Genomic DNA, 20,154 nt, shown 5'->3' on the forward strand with positions numbered 1-20,154 from the left:
TAAACAAAACAATAAGAACCCATATGAACGAATAAACACAGCAAAAAGAAAAAAACAATAGCTATCCCCCCCCCCAGCTTTAAATTAAAATTAAAGGAATATTAAAAATAATTAAAAAAAAATAAAATAAAAATAAGAAATATAAAAATAAAAAAATAGGCTTTGTAGAAATCCTTTTAATATCAATATAATTATAAAAAAGATTATGATTAAAAATCTTTTATTTTGAAATTAAAGAATTATTTTAACAATTTAATTTCACAAATTAAAAATTTCAAGTGTAAAAAATAAGGATTTCTACAAAGCCAAAAAAATTAAAAAAAGAAAATAATGTATTTATAATTTTTAAGATTTCCTATCAGCTTCTTTAGCCTCATACTCGGCTTTATCTTTAGCTTTTTTACCTTCATATTCAGTTTTATTTTTTGCTTCTTCTGTTTTATCTTTAACAGTATCTGTAGCATCATCAACCTTATCTTTTGCATCTGATGCAACATCTTCAGCTACGCTCTTAGCATCTGATGCAACATCTTTAATCTTCTCATTAGTTTCATTAACCTTTTTTTTCAATTTATCTTTTAAATCATCACTCATGTTTTCATCCTCATTCAATAATTCATTTCAATAATATCTATATAAAAAAAATATTTCTATTTAAAAATAGAAATTATTTATCCATATCTACCCTAATATTCAATAATACTACATCTTTTATATTTTTTATCTCATTAAATGTAATAATTTCTTTGGCACGAGAAAATATCCCTTTATCTAATTTAATAACAATTTCATTGATTGTTCCAGTATCTTCATTAAATTTAACAGTATCAACTTTCCCAATACTTTGCCCCTCTTTATCAATTACTTCCATATCAAGAAAATCCTTCATATCCATGAAAAAAACCCCCAATTATATATTAAAATAATTTTGTTGAATTTACATTTCAAGTATATTCAACTGTATAACATGCCTTTCAATAGACATTATTATAATGTTCCTCATTTCCATGAGCATATGCCTTTGCCTAATTTAATTTCTAAATACTCATTTTTTGTCAAATAACAATCATTTTTCAAAAACCCACTTTCATATTAAAACAATAATCAAAATATATGCAAAATCTCTAACTATAGTATGTTTTTAATGATATTTAATGATATATAAAAAGAGAACATTCCAATTACATATTTTATAAAAAATAGTAAAACTATTAAATATTATAAAATAATTACACTTGAAAAAGTACTTCTTGCAACTGCAAGACTAACCATTTCAAATGAAAAAATAAGAAAAATTTATTATTAAATATCAATTTTTAGTACATACTCATTGCCTAAGAGTTCATATACTCTGCCACATCTAGGACAAACCCATTCAGGAGTATTCACACAATCCCGATATAGGCATTTACATTTTACTTTCGTGCAGTCTTTTTCTGCATTTCTTGAAGATGTATTTACCAATGTTATCACCATTATTTATTTTTTATATAAATTTAAAAATAACTTGTTTGTTATATCATAATTATATAATTAGAGTTCTATAAATTTTACTGTTCTTCAATAAGTATTGAAAATAGTTTAAAAAAATAGAGGATGAATCAATAAAGATCTACCCTTAAAATTTTATGATTTTAGTATATTAAATAAAAAAAGCCCCATCATAACAACAAATTAATGTTGCATGAGGGGTTATAAAAAATAAGAAATCTACTAATAATATATTCATTCAAAAAGTGATTTATAATAATTATAACTCATTAGGATGACAAAATTTACGGATATTAGTTTTACCGGATGCATAATTATGAATCCCATTATCAAATGTTATAAAATACAAGTTATCATTAAAACCCATACTTAAATAATAAGCATCAAGAATAATATTAATATCTTCATCATGACTACCAATACTATTATTAAAAAGTGAAAATAATTCTGTATAAACAGGAAAAGTCAGATATAATTAAAGAACTTAAAATTAATTTATCCCCTACATTATCTTTATAATTATCTGAAATATATTCAAATTGAAGAATTAAACTCTTTAAAGCATTTTAAAACAACTTTTTTACTCATTTTATTTTTAGAATTATTTTTATCCCAAAAAATATTCGCAGTATTTACAAATTTTTCAAGGTGATCAACATCATTATACCTATCTTGGATATATTTAATAAGTAAATTTTTTTTAATGATATTACTATTTAACAAAACAAAATCATATAAATCTGTTAAAAAATTAGATAAAAGATGTTTAATTTGAAAATGAATTTTTTTAATTCTTGTTTAATCTTATCTGAGCAATATAAATTCCCTTCAAGTAAAAAAGCAACTATTGACTCATTATGAAAAGGATCTCACCGAAAACAATACCCTATAACAACATTTGTATCGAAAAAGAAACTCATCAATAATCACCCTAAAAATGAGTTTACAATATTTCTTATAGTGTCATTTTCTTTGTTATTTGGTTGATAAATATTAGTGAAAAAATGTTTTTTGAAATTTTGGAAATCATTTGAATAATCTTTGTATTTCTCATCATAATCTTTTAAGAAATCATCATCAATTTCACCATTAATTTTTATATATTCTTCCTTAATTTCTTTAAGAATAAATATTTTTTTCTCCATATACTCTGCAAAATATTGAGTCATTAGAATTTTCTTCTTCAAAATTAGGACAATATTTTGTCAATAAATAAAAATCCCCATGTATAATTTAACATTGAATAGATTTATATTAAGATTTTTTAATAATATTCATATATTTCTAAATTCCAATATTGTAACTCATAAGCAGATATAGATATGGAATATGTTCCAGAACCTGAAAATTCAATATTATCAGACTTTGTAGCTACTGCACTTTTACTATTCCATGATAATTGAGAAGAACCCATATTATAACCATTTTTACTAACAGTTGTGTACATATAATTATCAGCATAATTTTTTATAGGCATGGCTGATGAAACAATCTTAATCCTATTTCCACCATTATTATTAAAAGTAATCTCATAATCACCAACACCATTAAATGAGTCTACTTTATGCCAAGATTTAGTACTTCCACCAGAAACATCACTAATAGAACTAACAGAACTATCAGAAATATTACCAACAGAACCACTACTACTTGTATCAGAACTATTTTCATTGATAGTAAAAAAAGCATAAGTACCAACAATAGCAATAACCATTAGCAATAATACTATAACACCGATTAAAACTTTATTGTTCCCTTTTTTAACACTTTTATTATCAGAATTTATTGAATGCATCCCAGATAGTCTTTCTCCACAGTTTCTACAAAATGTAGAGTTATCATCATTGCCTTTCCCACAATTTGAACAATATTTTGTCAAAAACAAACCTCCTTCTTTTTGAATTTATTAGTATATTATTTATTTGAATAGTAACTCATTATATGATAAAAATACAGTAGCTAATCCATATAGCTTTTCTAATATATAATTATCTGAAATATCCCAATATTATTTATTTTCTTTTATTTTTTTGTTCTATATTTTCACCATTTTATACGAAATAATACGGTTCATAGACATAAATCATTTCATATACATTAAACATTAATTTTACATTATTATCTAAATTTTTAACATGTTGAACATTTATTTTGATATTTATTTTAATAAAGATAAATCTATCAAATATAATATCAATTATATTACAATTAAAATGTCAAATTTATATTTTTTTATATTAAAATTCATTGAAATATATGAAAGCTAAAGCTATATGAAAGTTAAAGCTATTGAGGATAGATAGATCAAACTCTCTGAACATGGAAAAAATAATATTTTGTTTAGAAAATAATTTAAAAGTTCTTACAGAAATTAGTAAATGAATTGATTTAACTAAATCAAATTAGTAGAACTCTAAGAGCTTTAAAAGACAAAAAGATAGTGTTTTATCTTAATAAAAAAGTCATAGAATAGAGTTAATACTTTAAATTATGAAAATAAAGATATATTGAAATATCTCTAATAAACCAGCAAATTATTTTATACTATCTTTTATTTTTTCTATTTTGATAACTACATACTTTTCATGTTTTTATTATCTTGTATCATATTATTCTAACTTGTAATTATTTTGTAGTAAATTATATATAAATATAGCTATTTGTACATATTATTAATAATTTAATCTTAAATTAATACATTAACAACAGTTTTATTATAATATATAATAGATGTAAATGATAGAACTATTATCCTAAGCCTAATGTTAAAAAAACTTTATTAAAGTACTAATATTATAAAAGAAATAGACTACTTAAAAGCTATTTTTTCAAAATCCCTAAATAAATAATTAACATTTAAAAAGATACTCTATAAAAAAGTACTATATAGAAAATTACTGTAAAAAAGTACTATAAAAAAATAATATAAAAAGAGTATTATAAAAAAACTCTATAAAAATAAAAAATGTTTTAAAAGATACTATATTAAAAATAAATAGTAATAATAAATATTAATATTAAATAAAGATATTTAACCTATTAAATAAATATTAGGCTTAAGAAAGGTTTAAATGATTATGACATTCTTTTAATGCATCATCTACATTACAATCAAGTATTATAGCTTTAATTCCCATCTTTCTAAGTTCAATGTGAGGTTCTTTACCTATTTTTTTGCATAAAACTACTTTACAATCATTTATAAGGTCTGTTGATTCTTTCCACCTGTCTGTATGATCCTCTAATCGAATGTTTGATTTTTTTCTTAGTTCTAAAAATTCACTATTCTTAACATCAAAGATGAAAAATTGTTCAGCATCTCCAAAATGAAGATCAATATTTTTCCCATCAGTAGAAGCAACTGCTACCATCATAATATCACCATATACTACAATAATGCTATTCTCTTAATACATAATCATAATTACTAATTCATAACTCACAATTCATAACTCATAACTCATAACTCATAACTCATAACTCATAACTCATAACTCATAACTCATAATCACAATTAATTATTATATAAAAATACATATTATAAAATTAAACATCTTAAAACTAAAATTTCTCCTCAATATGTTTTTCTTCAGTAGCAATATCACTGAAAACAATCTCTTCTTCTTCATCTAACTTATAACCTTCAAAATCATAATAATAATCAATTATCATATTTGTTACTTCATCAACAAATTTTATTCCACCAGTATATCCAAGACAGGAAATTCTTTGAGCACCAACCCTATCAAAAATAGGAAATCCTATCCTATATAAAGGAATATTATTTTTATCAGCTATTGATGCGCCATAAGCATTTCCAAATAAAATATCAACATCATGATTATCTAAAACATTTTCTAAATCAAATAAATCACTATTTTCTAAAATAATAGGATTATAATCAATTTCATTTGAAAGTTCTTTAATACTACCAACATCATTAATAAATCTTTCACTTTCCATGCCAATACATAAAACTTCAGGAATCATCCCCATTTCACTAACGATATTAGCTATTCCAATAACCATGTCAGGATCGCCGAAAATAGCTACCTTTTTTCTGTAATTATAAGCATGAGAATCAACTAAAATATCACAAAGCCTTCCTCTGTCTCTTTCTACTTTTTTTGGAATTTCAATATTCATTAATTCACATACATTTTTTACAAATCTATCAGTATTTTTGATACCTACTGGTAAATTCTCTGAAAAACATTTAACATCAAAATTTTTTTCAAGATATTTTCCAGCTGAATCAGCATGTTTAGATAATGATATTGTTCCTTTAGAATTAGGAGTATCTTCAATTTCATTTAATGATGTCCCATATTTATGTAATTCCAATGTATCCTCATCTAATGGAGCATCAAGATTTAAAGAAGTATCAGTTAAAATTATACTCGAAATATTTAAGTCATTTATTAATTTTTTAACCTCATTAACATCTCCAGGAGATAAATTTCCCATTATAAGATTAATTTTATCATTTGGAATATTTAATTTACATAAATCTTTAACAAGTTCAAGAACTGCCTTATCATAACCTTCAATATGAGATCCAGAAAAGCTAGGAGTTGAAACAGAAACCATTTTAGGTAATTTCATACCAATATTTGCATCCTCAAATTTACTTATAATACCTTCAATATCATCACCTATAGTTTCTGTTAAACAGCTGCTCATTACACAAACAATATCAGGATTTTGTTTCTCAGAAACATTTTTAAGTGCATTTAATAAATTATTTTCTCCACCATAAATAACTGTCTTCTCATTAAGTGCTGATGATGATACTTCTATTGGTTCTCTGAAGTGTCTAATCAACTGAAATCTCATGTATGTAGCACAACCCTGAGAACCATGTATAAGAGGCATAGCATTTTTCAATCCCATTATTGCCTGTAAAGCACCCATAGGTTGACACATTCTTGCAGGATTTTCCACTGCAAATTTTTTATTACTAATATATTTATTTTCTTCAAATCCACAACAATCTTGATTCTTTTTCATCAATATATCTCCCATATCTCACTAATTTCACCTTTAAAACTAGCCTATATCTTAAAAATATTTTATTTATTAAAATTAATACTATTATACTAATTATTATCTATTTTATAATTTTTTGTCAAATATAAATCTTCATAAAGTATAACTCTTCATAAGTATAACTCTTCATAAGTATAACTCTTCATAAAATATAAGTCTTGAAGTATAACTCTTCATAAAATATAATTCTTTGACATAAGATTATTCATCATATATACTTGTAGATACAACATTCCAAACAGATGTTGAAACAGCACCATCAACTTCTTTTGCAAATTCTAAAAAGCCTTTAAATCCTGCAAAAGCAGAAATTCTATCATGATTAAAATCACAAAACCCAACTCCTAATTTTAAAGCTATATATTTCTCTTTAGCTCCTGAAATAAGTAAATCTGGTTTTAATTTCTTTAATAACTTTCTTAACTCATTAGAATTAGCATCATCAACGATTAATGTTCCCTCTTTAACAATATTTTTGATATTTTCATAATCTTCTTTTATTCCATTCTTTGTTCCAGACATTATAACTTCCATTCCCAATTCTTCAAATGCCCTAACTAAAGACCAAGCTTTATTTCCTCCAACATATAAAGCAACAGTTTTTCCATTTAATCTTTCCCTATATTCTTCTAATTTATTATCTAAATGTTTTAGTCCATTTTCAATTAAATTATTTGCCCTATTTTTCATTTCTTCATCATCAAAAAATTCGGCAATTTCAGTTATAGAAGTTATAGTACTTTCAATTCCAAAAAAATTAACTTTAATTGATGGAATTCCATATTTTTTCTTCATTTTTTTAGCTAAATAATTTGAAGATTTTTGACATTGCACTATATTTAATTTTGCTCTATGAGATTTAGCTATATCCTCAATTTTAGAGTCTCCAGTGACAGTACTTACAATATTTAATCCTAAATATTCTAATAAAGGTTTAATACCCCATAAATCACCAGCTACATTAAATTCTCCAATTATATTAATATCAAAAGGAGTAATTGAATCTTGATCAGGTTCTGATGTTCCTATAACATTATCAATTAATGCATCACATCCAATCCAATGTCCTTTTGTTTTATTATGATCTTGAAAACCCTCAGATTGTACAGGAATGACTCTGCACCCAGTAATATTTTGAGCTTCCTTGCATACACTATTTATATCATCTCCAATAACACCAGAAACACAAGTTGCATATACAAAAATAGCTCCAGGGTTATGTAATTTATGAAGTTCAATTATTGAGTCATATAACTTTCTTTCACCTCCAAAAACAATATCTTTTTCTTTTAAATCAGTTGAACATCCTTTCTTATATAACTTTGAATCTGAAGACTTACTTCCCCTAATATCCCAAGTACATGAGGCACATCCTATTGGACCATGTACAAGATGTATTGAATCTGTGATTGGCATGAGTACAATTCTTGCTCCTCCAAATACACAAGTTCTTTGTGTGACTGTTCCAGGAATTCCTGGTTTATCACATTCAGGAAGAGAAAGTCCTCCACCTTTAATACACATATGGCTTTGGCGTTCCTCAAATGTGTCAATTATAGGTTCTACACAATCTTGTTTTTCCATAAATACAAAATCTCCATTATTATTATTTTAATTTTTATAATTTGTAATTTTTATATTAATTTACAATTTTTATCTTATTATTGTTGTAATTTCCAATGTTTTTCTTCATAATATTTTGCTAAAACCTCATTAGTTACCATTTCAACAACACGTTTAGCACCACGATATCCTACAATTGGTTGTGAATGGTATCCCACTCTATCATAAACTGGAAATCCAAAACGTACTAATGGAATTCCTGTATCATAATTTATGAATCTAGCTTCACTTGAACCTAATATTAATTCTACTCCATTATCTTTATCTTTTACATAATCTTCTACTACTTTCAAATCTCCTTCTGAGAATACATCTATACTTTGATTTTTACTTATACTTTCAATATCTGTAGGAAATGTTTTTTCCTCTGATCCTGTGGTTACCATTACAACTTCCATTCCTAACTCTATTACAAGAGATGTTAATCCAGTTACAAGTGTAGGATCACCAAAAATTACTACTTTTCTTCCTGCTAAATATCTTGCACTTACATCAGCCATTAAATCTAATGTTAAACCCCTTTCTGTCATTAAAGTATCAATAATATCATATCCAGATAATTTATTCACAGTCTTAAGAAATTTATCAGTTCCTTTAATACCAATTGGAGGCAAATTATCTGTTACAGCAGGGACTTTATGAGTTTGTTTTAATGTTTCAGCCCCTGTTTTAGCATACTTAGCTATACTTATAGTTCCTTTACTTGCTGATATATTCTTTATGTCATTAACTGTAGTTCCTCCTTTTCCAAAATATGGGGTTTTTTGTTTTTTTGGATTTAAAGGAGAATCAAATGTTTCTGAAATGTCAGTTAACATTGTGTAAGGAACAAACATCGAATCCAACATATGTTTTATTTCATTAACATCACCAGGATTCAATAAACCAGGTATAATATTAATATTATTATCACATTCAATATTCTCATTAGGAGTAGCTAAATTTTTAATTAATGCATCAATAGCATTATCATAACCAGCAAAATGACTTCCTGCAAAAGAAGGAGTATTTATAGGTATAATTTCAGTGTTATCGTATCCTAACTCTTTTAATTCTTGTTTGTTTGAATCTACAAATCCATAAACATCATCCCCAATAATCTCTGAACTACATGTTGTTATAACTCCTATAAGTTCAGGATCTTGTCTTTGTATAAGAGTTTTAAGACTTATATTTAGATTTTTTTTACCTCCAAAGACAGCTGTTGATTCATGAAAGCTACTAACAGCTATTTCAATTGGTTCACGAAAATGTCTTGCAAGATGATATCTTGCAAAAGTACTGCAACCTTGGGATCCTTGTACTAATGGCACTCCATGATTTATTCCAAGAACAGCCCACATTGCTCCTAGGGGCATACATGTTACAAGTGGATCTATTATTACTTGTCTATCCCTTTTGTATACATTAACACTCATTTTTATTCACTTCCAAATCCATTTATTCACTTCCAACTCACTCACTTTCAAAATCCATTAATTTCCATACTGGAGCATTAATATTATTATATATATCCTTAGCTAAATTAAGGAATCCTTCATAACCGATATAAGGTCCATTTTCATAACTATGTATTTGTATTGCAGGTATTCCATGTTTATAAGCCAAATATTTCTCTTTAATACCAGCAAGAATCAAATCAGGCTTATTAGTTAAAATTAATTCTTCTAACTCTAAACTGTTAGGATCATCTAAAATAGTTGTTCCATCTTTAACTCTTGCTTTCATTTTATCATATCCATCTAAATGTTCAAATTGTGATGCAACAGCAATAATATCCAAACCTAGCTCTTTTTCTAAAGGAATAGATAAATGCCAGCTTTTTGGCCCTCCTGAAAAAATATAAACTTTTTTACCAGATAACTGTTCCTTATACCATTTTAATTCTTCTTTAACTTCCCCATGATATTTTTCAATAACAGCTTCTGCCTCTTCCTCTAAACTGAAATATCTACCTAGCATACGTAAATTATCATCACAATACTCAGTACTAAAGAAATCAACTTTTTTATAAGGAACTCCATATTTTTCCTCTATTAAATCAGCTATATAAGTTGCAGATCTCTGACATCTAACAAGATTCAATTTAGATCTATGCATCCAGCATAATTCATCATGACTTGCATCACCACTAAACCGTGACAAAATATTTAATCCCATTTCAGTTAAATACTTTTCAAGAACCCACAAGTCACCATCTATATTATATTCTCCAATTAAACAAATATCATATCCTGTAGTCTTAGGTGGTTCTTTTGTACCAACTAAACGATCAAAAACAGCATCATTTGTTATGTGATGACCTTTTGATTGAGATACGCCAGAAAAACCAGGTGTATTGAAAGCTACAACATCTTTACCTAATTCTTCAGTCATCTCTTTACAAACAGCATCAACATCATCTCCAATTAATCCTGTAGTACATGTACTATTAACATAAATAGCTGAAGCAAAAGGATATTCTTTATTAGACTCAATAATAGCTTCTTTTAATTTTTTTGTTCCTCCAAAAACAACATTCGCCTCTTTCAAATCTGTTCCAAAACTATATTTTAAATTAAAGTTATCAATTGGGAATGTTTTCCCATTTGGAAGTTCTGGTTTTGAGGGATACCGTTTTACTCCTGTAGTGTAGTATTGACAACCTACAGGACTGTGTACAAGACCTATTACATCTTTTATAGCTCCAGTAATAACTCCTCTACCACCAGCAAGAGCACATCCACGTTCAGTCATACAACCAGGTATTGTGCTTTTATTACAATCGATCTCATTATCTTCATCAGAGCAATGTTTTATATATATATGTTTTTCTCTTTCAGGTATCTCTTTATCTATTTCAAATAGTTTATGTGGCATTAATAATCTCCTAATAGATTCTATAGTCTCCTAATATTCATTCTTCTAATATTTATTTGCTAATATTCATATAGCTATATCTAAATATTTTGTATAGATAAATTTTGGTGATTAGAGTATTGCTTCTAATCCTTCCTCCTTGTTTCTTACTCTTACAGAATTTTCAATTGGACAAATAAAGATTTTGCCATCTCCGTAGTTTCCAGTATGATTAACTTTCATTAGTGCTTCTACGACTAAATTTACATCTTCATCTGGAATTACGAGCATTAACAATCTCTTTGGAACATATCTCATCTGATCATTGTAGGAATGCAGTCCCTCATTATTTTTAATAACTTTAACCTCATCAATAAATGATTTTTGTTTTCCTCTGCCAACAACACTTGTAGCTGTTATAGAGGGATAACCTAATGCATCTAAAACTTGTTTTGTCTTAGAAATCATTCCTGGCCTAATAATAGCTAATATCTCTTTCATATGAATAACCTTACAATTAATATACTATAATAATGTTAATTTAATAATATGATTTCAACAATTTTAATAATAATTTATAAAAATAATATGAGTTTATGAAATAACTTTACTTTATGATATAAAATTATGATATAACTTTAATAATGAATTAAATTCTTGAATTAATAATCTCTAATAACCTATTTGATTATTTCTACACATTGATACACTAAAAAAAATTAAATTTAAAATAATGATGAAATATTGAAATAGAAACTATTAAAGAAACTTAATCAAGAGAAATTTAATCAATAAAGTAAAAATTAATGAGATCTGATTTATATACCTTCAGACCTAGTTCTTACTGTATAAGTTTTTTCAACAGGGCTTACGAATATTTTACCGTCACCGAAGTTTCCAGTGAAAGCAGATTCTGTTATTACATCTATAGCCTGATCTACAGATTCATCTTCTACAACCAACATTATTAGTCTCTTAGGTAGCTCATCATAGCTAATATTATCTTGATGAATTCCTTTTTGCTTACCTCTACCTATGACATCAATCTTTGTAAGAGCAACGAATCCTGCCTCATCTAAATCATCTACTGTGTGTTCAATTCTTTCAGGCCTTATAATGGCTCGAATCATTTTCATTTAATACTCTCCTAATTCTAAATTAAAAAAATAAATATTCTACTTTAAAATAACCTATTTTTAAAATAATCTAAAAAATAACCCTACTTTAGAGATAATCCTAGTTTAATGATAATCCTATCTTAGTGCTAATCTTACTATAGAGATAATCCTAGTTTAATGATAATCTTATAGAGATAATCTTATTTTAAAGATAATTTCTTATAATCAACCTTTTAACAATTCCAACCCTTAAATTAATTTTAATAGTTTAATATTTAATTATTTAATCAATTTATCTGTTTATCTAATTTATTTTAATTTATTAAGTTTTTTAAGATTTAATTAATCTTATTAATATTATTTAGTTTATTAATAGTTTTATTAATCTAAAATTCCAAATTCTACAACTAATTCTTCTAGTTCCTCCATTTTTAAAGGTTCAGGAATTACAAAATTATCATTATGGATAATTTTATCTGCTAAAGCTTTATATTCAGAAGCTTGATTACACTCAGGATCAAAATCTGTAACAGTTTTTTTATTGAATTCTGCCTTTTGGACAATATTATCTCTTGGTACAAAATGAATCATCTGAGTTCCAATTCTTTTACAAAATTCTTCAATAAGTTCTCTTTCACCATCAACATTACGACTATTACATATAATTCCACCTAAACGGACACCACTTTGATTAGCATATTTAACCATACCTTTACAAAGGTTGTTAGCTGCATACAATGCCATCATTTCACCAGAAGCAACAACATAAATCTCTTCGGCTTTACCATCACGAATAGGCATTGCAAAACCACCACAAACAACATCTCCAAGAACATCATAGAAAACAAAGTCTAAATTATCTTCATAAACTTTAAGCATTTCCATCATGTTTATAGCTGTAATAACCCCTCTACCAGCACAACCTACACCAGGTTCTGGACCACCAGATTCAACACATTTAATATCACCAAAACCTACACTCATAACATTATCAAGATCCATACATGCTTCCTCACCTTCATCTCTAAGAGTATCCATAAGAGTTTTTTGCATTTTACCTCTAAGAATCATACGAGTACTATCTGCTTTTGGATCACAACCATGAATCATTACTTTTTCATCATGAAAATGAGCCATTGCAGCTGCAGTATTTTGAGTTGTAGTTGATTTTCCAATTCCACCTTTTCCATAGATTGCAATTTTTCTTACCATCTTATCTTACCATCTTAATTTTTAGCATCTTAATTTTCCTTAATTCTAGTATGATTTATAATACTATTTTTAATACTATTTTTAATACTATATTAATAATACTTTTAATAATATTTTTAATACTATCTCTAATAATACTTCTAATACTATTTTTAATACTATATTAATAATACTTTTAATAATATTTTTAATACTATCTCTAATAATACTTCTAATACTATTTTTAATACTATATTTAATAATACTTTTAATAATATTTTTAATATTATTACTTTTTAAAAATTTTTTAATATTTTAATACTTTAATTATTCAAATTTTAAATTTTTAGAATTTTAAATTTAATATTTTAATTACCTAATAGTAGGAAAACGGTTTCCGTATTCCGACAACTTTATATTGTAGTTCATCATATATAAATATTGTGCTAACAATGCAAAGATAAATTAAAATATATTGTAATAAAGTTTAATATTTGAACAAATACATTGTTCAACTGTTCAAAAATAGTTAAAAATTTAATAATTAAAAAAGGTGAAAACTTGGAAGATTATATAAGTCCATACAATAAGAAAGCGAAGTGCAACTTTCCAAAAAATATAACAATATGTGATACAACACTTCGAGATGGAGAACAGACCCCCGGAGTTAGTTTAAATGAAAATGAAAAGTTAGATATAGCTATTCTACTTGATAAATTAAAAATACCCCAAATTGAAGCAGGATTTCCACCAGTTTCAGAAAAAGAAAAAAAATCTATTAAAAATATTGTTAATGAAGGTCTGAACTCAAAAACTATTACTTTATCTCGTGCAAAAAAGGAGGATATAGACGCAAGTTTGGAATGTGGAGTTGATGGAACAATAATATTTATAGGAACCTCAAAAATTCAATTAGGATGTAAAAAATTAAGCCAAGAAGAAGTTATAATTAAAAGTATGGATATTATAGATTATGCAAAAGAACATGGTTTATATGTAGGATTTTCAGCTGAAGATGCAACTAGAACTGATTTAAATTTCTTAAAAAAGATTTACAGTGAAGCACAAGAAAGAAAAGTAGATAGAGTTCATATTGCAGATACAGTTGGAGCCATAACACCACAAGGAATGGAATATCTAGTAAAAGAATTGAGAAAAGATATAAAAATTGACATAAATCTCCATTGCCATAATGATTTTGGTATGGCTCAGCAAAACGCTATTTCTGGATTATTAGCTGGAGCAAATATTGTTGAAACAACAATAAATGGAATTGGTGAAAGAGCAGGCAATACTCCTCTTGAAGAATTAGTCATGTCTTTAAAAGTTTTATATGAAATAGATCTTGGATTTAACACAGAACTAATAAAAGAAATATCAGAAACAGTTGAAATGTATACAAAAATAGAAATACCTTTTAACAAGCCAATAGTTGGGAAAAATATCTTCAAACATGAATCTGGAATTCATGTAGATGGAGTAATGAAAAATCCTTTCACATACGAACCATTTTCACCAAAAATAGTAGGACAGGAAAGAAACTTAGTATTAGGAAAACATTCTGGATCAAAAGCAATTAAATCAAAATTAAATCAATTTGGAATTAAGATAAAAGAAAATAAAATCCCAGAAATCCTTAAAATAGTAAAAGAAACTAGTGAAAATGGAAATATAATAAACGACAATATTTTCAAAGAAATAGTAGAAAAGTATAAAAACATTTAAAAAAATTATTAAAAAATCAAAAGTTTCTTAATATTATAAAAATAAAAAATTATATAATTATAAAAAATCAAAAATTTCTTAATATTATAAAAATAATTCTTATAATTATAAAAAATTATATAAATTAAAAAGAGTGTTACAAAAAATGTTAGGAATGATTCCTTTTTTGAATCATTTTCTTAATTCTTCAACAGCAATTTTAAATTCTCTAACAAATATTTTAACTTTTTCTTCAGGAATTGAAAAGCTAACTCTAAGATAATTATCTCCAAATAATTTACTTGTATAATTACCTTCTCTTGTAAATATTTTTTTATTCAAAAGATAGTTTGCCATTTTTTTAGGACTAATTCCAGTAGCTTTCAGATCAATAGCTAACATATTACCATCTGAAGGATAAACTGGAATAAAAACTCCTTTTATTTCATCAATACATTTTTTAATTAGAATTTGATTATTTCGAGTAATACTTGTAATCTCATCAATCCAATTATCTTTTGACTTTAAAGCTGCAATAGCTCCTGCTTGGGCAATCAAATTAGTACCTAAATCATTGATAAGAATAGTTCTAACAGAATTTATTGTTTCTTTTGTTCCTATAATTGAACCAATTCTAAGACCTGCCATTCCAAAAATTTTTGAAAAGCTATAAATAGTTATAGTATGATTTGGTGCATAATGAGCAGCTAAAAAATGTTCACGAGCAAAATCCCTATAAGTGATATCATGTAATAAGTATAAATCATTTTCTTCAGCAATTTTAGCAAACTCTTTAATCTCTTCTTCTGTATAACAACTGCCTAAGGGATTCAAAGGATCTATAAGAACGATGATTTTTGTGTTCTCATCCATATATTCTTTTACAAGTTCAGGAGTTAATTTATAATCATTATCACTACTATAAATAGGAACAGATATGACTTTATTAGAAAATCTACTTGCAAAATTGTCAATAATTAAATAACCTGGGTCACAAGTTATAACATTATCTTCTGGTTCTAAAATATCATTCATACAGAGATATAATGACTCAGTTCCTCCAGCAGTTATTAAGATATCCATATCTTCTAAATTAAGATCATTTAAAATCAATTTTTTTAACTCAGGAAATCCTTCAGGAGGAGGATATTTACAATATTCCTTACTTTCAACACAATTAACCATTGCATCCATTATATAATTCTTATTATGAAGATGATTAGTATTTTGACCCATCCATATAATATCTTTATCATTAAAAACATGTTCAAAAAATTCATTAGCTGATTTGAATCCTTTTGGAGGTGTTTTGGCAGCTTTTGCATATTTTTTTGGTTGGATCATATTATCACAAAATGTTATTTAATAAAATGTTAATATTTAATAAATTTTTAATAAGAATAAAAATTTTAAAATAATATAATAGTTATTTTAAAATAATATAATAATTTTAAACTAATTGATGTGTGTTATACTAATTTTAAACTAATTTTATAACAAAAATATTTATGTTCAAAATGATTTATAAAACTAATGGTTAAAATTTAAGATATGAGAGAAAAGTAAATAAAAGAATAAAAAATAGAAATAAAAATAATATAATGTCTATTCAATACCATTATTAGTAATAGAAAATTTAATATTTGTACCCTCAGCTATTGATTTATGTCTTTTCAGAGTAGCTATACGTTGACCATTTATCCCAGATTTAGATAATTCAACAATTATTTTACTCCAATACCTAAGTATAGTTCCACCAACAGGTATAATAGTACTTGACCTTTCATCCTCAAATGTAGAGTAAATCTGATTAGTTATTACAACTGCAATATCATATTTACGAGCCATCCGTGACAATGAACCCATCTGAGTCCCTAATTCCCTATTTAAAAGATTAGATTTTTTACCTTCTTTTAATCTATATAATGCAACTGCAGAATCTATAATAATTAAATCGATATCATCTTCATTAGAATTGATCCATGATTCTATTGTTTTTAAATTATTAGATTGTTCTTGAAAAGAATTTGGTTCAAACACAATTATATTGCTAGATATAACATCGAAATCGTTTTTAGCTAATTGTTTAACCCTATCAATTGATATTCCTCCTTCAGTATCTATATAGGCCACCTTTTTTCCATTTTTCGCTACTTGCACAGCTAAATCCAGAGATATATTGGTTTTACCAGATCCAGGAGGTCCATAAAATTGAGTTATATTTCTTTTTTCAATCCCTCCACCTAATATAAGATCCAAAGAAGAATTGGTCTGAATTTTTGAAGGATTACTAATATCAGCTAATGATTTCATATTATCTCCTTTAAATTATCTTTAAACTATTTTTTAAAACATTTTAAACTATTTTAAAACTATTTTAAAACTATTTTAAAACTATTTTAAACTATTAAACAATGTTAAACTATTTGAAACTATTTCTAAGATATCTTTAAAATATATTCGAATTATCTTTTAATAATATTTTAACTAAATATTTAGAAATTTTATATAAATTTTTCTATAAATAATAATTATTATAAATTTCAACTTTTTAAAGTATAATTTTTGTATATATAAATTATATTATATATAAGTTAGATTTATTATAAATAAGATTAAAACTATGTAAATTTATTATATTAATATTGTTACTACTATTATTAATACTATACCAATAATGTATAATTATACAAATAATGCATAATACTATAATTAAAATTATAATAAGAATTATTATTAAAATTATTATTAAAATTATTAAATTATTATAAAAATATTATTAAAATTACAATGAATTTATTATTAAAAGGACTTAAGAATACCTGAACCTTTCCTTAATATCTTTGGTTCTTTTCTAGTTAAGTCTACAATGGTTGAAGGTTCAGATTGTTTTAAACAACCTACATCAATTACAAAATCAATACCCTCATTTAGCTGATTAATGATGTCTTTTGGATTATTTAATGTTTTTTTTCCAGATAAATTTGCACTAGTAGTAGTAATAGGAAAATTCTGTGTTAATTTTCTAGAAATAATATTTTCAGGAATTCTAATTCCTACTTTATGATTTTTAGTAGCATAATTAGGAATTGGTTCTTTTTTATAAAAAATAAAAGTAAAAGGACCAGGCAAATTGTTAGTAAGAATTTCATGAGTTTTATGATTACCTACATCAGCTATTAACAATATTTCATCAATAGAAGAAACACAAACAGATAATGGTTTAAAATAATCCCTATTTTTAATGTTATAAACCTTTTCAACAGCTTTTTCATTGAAAATATTAGCACCCAATCCATAAACAGTATCAGTAGGATAAAGCACAACTCCCCCAGAGCTTAAAACTTCGATAGCTTCATCAATTAAATCTAAATCAGGATTATTTTGATCCATTTCAACTATTTTCATCTAAATCACATAAATTATAAAATTAAAAGACATATTGATTAAAAAAGCATCTATTATAAAAAAATATTTATTTTAAAAAATATTCATTATAAATGAGTCTTATATACAAGTATTCATATATAAAAACTTATATAAATATTTGTTTTCATATACTATAGCAATGTTAGAAAGATTTAGACCACTATTAAAAAAAATCCTTGAACCTTTTGCTAAAAGAATAAATATAAATCCAAATATATTAACACTAATATCCCCTTTAATTGCCATTATATCTGCAATATTCTTTGGAACTGGAAATTTATTAATGGGGGGAATTTTTATCCTTATAAGTGGAGTTTTTGATGTTTTTGATGGAGCAATAGCTAGATATCATAATAAAACATCTGATTTCGGAGCTTTTCTTGATTCTACAATGGATAGATTCTCAGATGCTATAATAATCATCGGGATAATTTGGGGAGGTTATACCCCATGGTTGCTTGGAATTTTAGCTATTCATTCAGCAATTACAGTTAGCTATGTTAGAGCAAGGGCTGAAGCAAAAGGAATTGAATGTAATGTAGGAATAGCTGAAAGAGCTACTAGACTCATTATTTTAATGGTAGGTGCATTTATTGCATGGATATTCGGAAGTATCTTTATGAACTGGACTATTATAATACTTATCATACTCTCGTATATAACTGTAGCTCAAAGAATATATCATGTTTGGAAAAAAACAAGTTATGAGAGAATAGGACTATAATAAGAAATAGATATATGAGCAAGGATAGAAGGTTGAATAATGGATTGTAATGAGAGAATTTTAATTGATATTGAAAAACTTGATGAAAGTTTTGAAAAAATAGAATCCATAAAATTAAGCCAAGAGGAAAAAGAGATAATAGAAAGGGCAGAAAACTATAAAGAAGATTGCAAATATTACCTTGAAAAAGGAGATGAAATAACATCATTTGGGTGTATAACCTATGCACATGGATTAGTTGATGCAATACTTCTCAATCACCATATAAATTAATAAGAATACCACTACAAAGTCATTGAAAAGTAAAAAAATGGTAAAAGATATGAAAAGTAAAAAACGTGTGAAATATATAAAAAGTAGGAAAAATGGAAAAACTAGAGAAAAATAGGAAAAAGTAGAAAAGGAGCGTATAAATGATAAACCATCTTGAATGGAAAGAAAAAATATTAAAGGATATTGATAAATTAGAAGCTAATCTTAAAGAAATTGAAGGTATTAGTTTTTCTAAAAAAGAAAAAGAAGCAATTTCAAGAGCAAAAGATTATAGAGAAGATTGCAAATATTACCTTGAAAAAGAAGATGAGATAACATCCTTTGAATGTATTAGCTACAGTCATGGTTTAATTGATACTTTAAGAATTATCCATGAATTTATTTAACTATAAAACTATAAAATATATTTAATTTTTAAATAAATTCTTAAACATTGAAATTAATGGATTTGTGAAACTTATCATAACTATTCATAAAAAAAACCTTAAATATTAACTCATACTTATATAGATATGAAAGTAGTTCATTAGGACTAATTTAGTTTTTACTATTTTGATTGTAATCTCTTATGAGCTTAATTTCAGATAATAAAACTTTTGTTATTATCTTCCTAAGGAGTAAAATCCTTATTAAGAAAAATTTTAGCTTTATATTCATGAAGCTTCACCTCCATTAACTTTTTGCCAAAGCTACTATTTTTAATAATTTCACTTC

20 protein-coding genes are annotated in these 20,154 nt (G+C 25.6%); 4 read left to right on the forward strand and 16 right to left on the reverse strand.

Annotated elements, in window-relative coordinates; all coding sequences use genetic code 11:
* Positions 1-345: 345 nt before the first annotated feature.
* From MBBAR_RS00315 to nifH, 13 genes are all read right to left on the reverse strand, one after another.
* Entirely contained in the window at positions 346-612 is a 267-nt protein-coding gene (locus MBBAR_RS00315) for a YtxH domain-containing protein (protein WP_143746078.1), read from the reverse strand.
* A 55-nt stretch (positions 613-667) separates the two neighbouring features.
* Positions 668-895: a PRC-barrel domain-containing protein gene (locus MBBAR_RS00320; RefSeq protein WP_080459305.1), complete on the reverse strand. Its 228-nt coding sequence runs from the start codon at positions 893-895 to the stop codon at positions 668-670.
* A gap of 1,130 nt (positions 896-2,025) precedes the next feature.
* Complete coding sequence (locus tag MBBAR_RS00325; protein WP_080459306.1) at positions 2,026-2,214, reverse strand: hypothetical protein; 189 nt, start codon at positions 2,212-2,214, stop codon at positions 2,026-2,028.
* Between the two features lie 203 nt (positions 2,215-2,417).
* Positions 2,418-2,636 (reverse strand): hypothetical protein, encoded by a 219-nt coding sequence (locus tag MBBAR_RS00330; RefSeq protein ID WP_158082484.1) that lies wholly within the window; start codon positions 2,634-2,636, stop codon positions 2,418-2,420.
* Between the two features lie 119 nt (positions 2,637-2,755).
* On the reverse strand, positions 2,756-3,370 hold the full coding sequence (locus tag MBBAR_RS00335) for a zinc ribbon domain-containing protein (protein WP_158082485.1): 615 nt from the start codon (positions 3,368-3,370) through the stop codon (positions 2,756-2,758).
* 1,177 nt (positions 3,371-4,547) lie between these two features.
* Entirely contained in the window at positions 4,548-4,865 is a 318-nt protein-coding gene (locus tag MBBAR_RS00340) for a NifB/NifX family molybdenum-iron cluster-binding protein (RefSeq protein WP_080459309.1), read from the reverse strand.
* A 187-nt stretch (positions 4,866-5,052) separates the two neighbouring features.
* On the reverse strand, positions 5,053-6,501 hold the full coding sequence (locus MBBAR_RS00345; protein ID WP_211272901.1) for a nitrogenase component 1: 1,449 nt from the start codon (positions 6,499-6,501) through the stop codon (positions 5,053-5,055).
* Positions 6,502-6,741: 240 nt separating this feature from the next.
* Positions 6,742-8,124, reverse strand: a complete 1,383-nt coding sequence (gene nifE / locus MBBAR_RS00350) for a nitrogenase iron-molybdenum cofactor biosynthesis protein NifE (RefSeq protein WP_080459310.1) — start codon at positions 8,122-8,124, stop codon at positions 6,742-6,744.
* A gap of 77 nt (positions 8,125-8,201) precedes the next feature.
* On the reverse strand, positions 8,202-9,581 hold the full coding sequence (locus MBBAR_RS00355) for a nitrogenase component 1 (RefSeq protein ID WP_080459311.1): 1,380 nt from the start codon (positions 9,579-9,581) through the stop codon (positions 8,202-8,204).
* A gap of 37 nt (positions 9,582-9,618) precedes the next feature.
* Entirely contained in the window at positions 9,619-11,022 is a 1,404-nt protein-coding gene (locus MBBAR_RS00360) for a nitrogenase subunit alpha (RefSeq protein WP_080459312.1), read from the reverse strand.
* Between the two features lie 111 nt (positions 11,023-11,133).
* Positions 11,134-11,502 (reverse strand): P-II family nitrogen regulator, encoded by a 369-nt coding sequence (locus MBBAR_RS00365; RefSeq protein WP_080459313.1) that lies wholly within the window; start codon positions 11,500-11,502, stop codon positions 11,134-11,136.
* A gap of 317 nt (positions 11,503-11,819) precedes the next feature.
* Entirely contained in the window at positions 11,820-12,137 is a 318-nt protein-coding gene (locus MBBAR_RS00370; protein ID WP_042702091.1) for a P-II family nitrogen regulator, read from the reverse strand.
* Positions 12,138-12,500: 363 nt separating this feature from the next.
* A complete protein-coding gene (gene nifH / locus MBBAR_RS00375) occupies positions 12,501-13,331 on the reverse strand; it encodes a nitrogenase iron protein (protein WP_080459314.1) in 831 nt (276 codons plus the stop codon).
* Between the two features lie 540 nt (positions 13,332-13,871).
* On the opposite strand from nifH, the gene MBBAR_RS00380 reads away from it, so the two are divergent.
* Positions 13,872-15,035, forward strand: coding sequence for a homocitrate synthase family protein (locus MBBAR_RS00380; RefSeq protein ID WP_080459315.1), 1,164 nt, complete (start codon positions 13,872-13,874; stop codon positions 15,033-15,035).
* Between the two features lie 171 nt (positions 15,036-15,206).
* Here the strand turns inward: MBBAR_RS00380 and MBBAR_RS00385 are convergent, their stop codons facing one another.
* From MBBAR_RS00385 to MBBAR_RS00395, 3 genes are all read right to left on the reverse strand, one after another.
* Positions 15,207-16,358: a pyridoxal phosphate-dependent aminotransferase gene (locus MBBAR_RS00385; RefSeq protein WP_080459316.1), complete on the reverse strand. Its 1,152-nt coding sequence runs from the start codon at positions 16,356-16,358 to the stop codon at positions 15,207-15,209.
* Positions 16,359-16,619: 261 nt separating this feature from the next.
* The gene (radB, locus tag MBBAR_RS00390; RefSeq protein WP_080459317.1) at positions 16,620-17,327 is read right to left on the reverse strand and encodes a DNA repair and recombination protein RadB; all 708 of its coding nucleotides are present in this window, start codon (positions 17,325-17,327) and stop codon (positions 16,620-16,622) included.
* Positions 17,328-17,816: 489 nt separating this feature from the next.
* Positions 17,817-18,422, reverse strand: coding sequence for an L-threonylcarbamoyladenylate synthase (locus MBBAR_RS00395; protein WP_080459318.1), 606 nt, complete (start codon positions 18,420-18,422; stop codon positions 17,817-17,819).
* Between the two features lie 160 nt (positions 18,423-18,582).
* Here MBBAR_RS00395 and pgsA point away from each other — a divergent pair, with 160 nt between their 5' ends.
* The 3 genes from pgsA (at position 18,583) to MBBAR_RS00410 (ending at position 19,826) form a co-directional block, all read left to right on the forward strand.
* Positions 18,583-19,167 (forward strand): archaetidylinositol phosphate synthase, encoded by a 585-nt coding sequence (gene pgsA, locus MBBAR_RS00400; protein WP_080459522.1) that lies wholly within the window; start codon positions 18,583-18,585, stop codon positions 19,165-19,167.
* A gap of 39 nt (positions 19,168-19,206) precedes the next feature.
* Positions 19,207-19,440: a DUF357 domain-containing protein gene (locus tag MBBAR_RS00405; protein ID WP_080459319.1), complete on the forward strand. Its 234-nt coding sequence runs from the start codon at positions 19,207-19,209 to the stop codon at positions 19,438-19,440.
* 140 nt (positions 19,441-19,580) lie between these two features.
* Positions 19,581-19,826, forward strand: coding sequence for a DUF357 domain-containing protein (locus tag MBBAR_RS00410; RefSeq protein WP_249024997.1), 246 nt, complete (start codon positions 19,581-19,583; stop codon positions 19,824-19,826).
* Positions 19,827-20,154: the final 328 nt, after the last annotated feature.

Origin of the sequence: Methanobrevibacter arboriphilus JCM 13429 = DSM 1125, from assembly GCF_002072215.1 — an archaeon.
GTDB classification, from domain to species: domain Archaea; phylum Methanobacteriota; class Methanobacteria; order Methanobacteriales; family Methanobacteriaceae; genus Methanobinarius; species Methanobinarius arboriphilicus.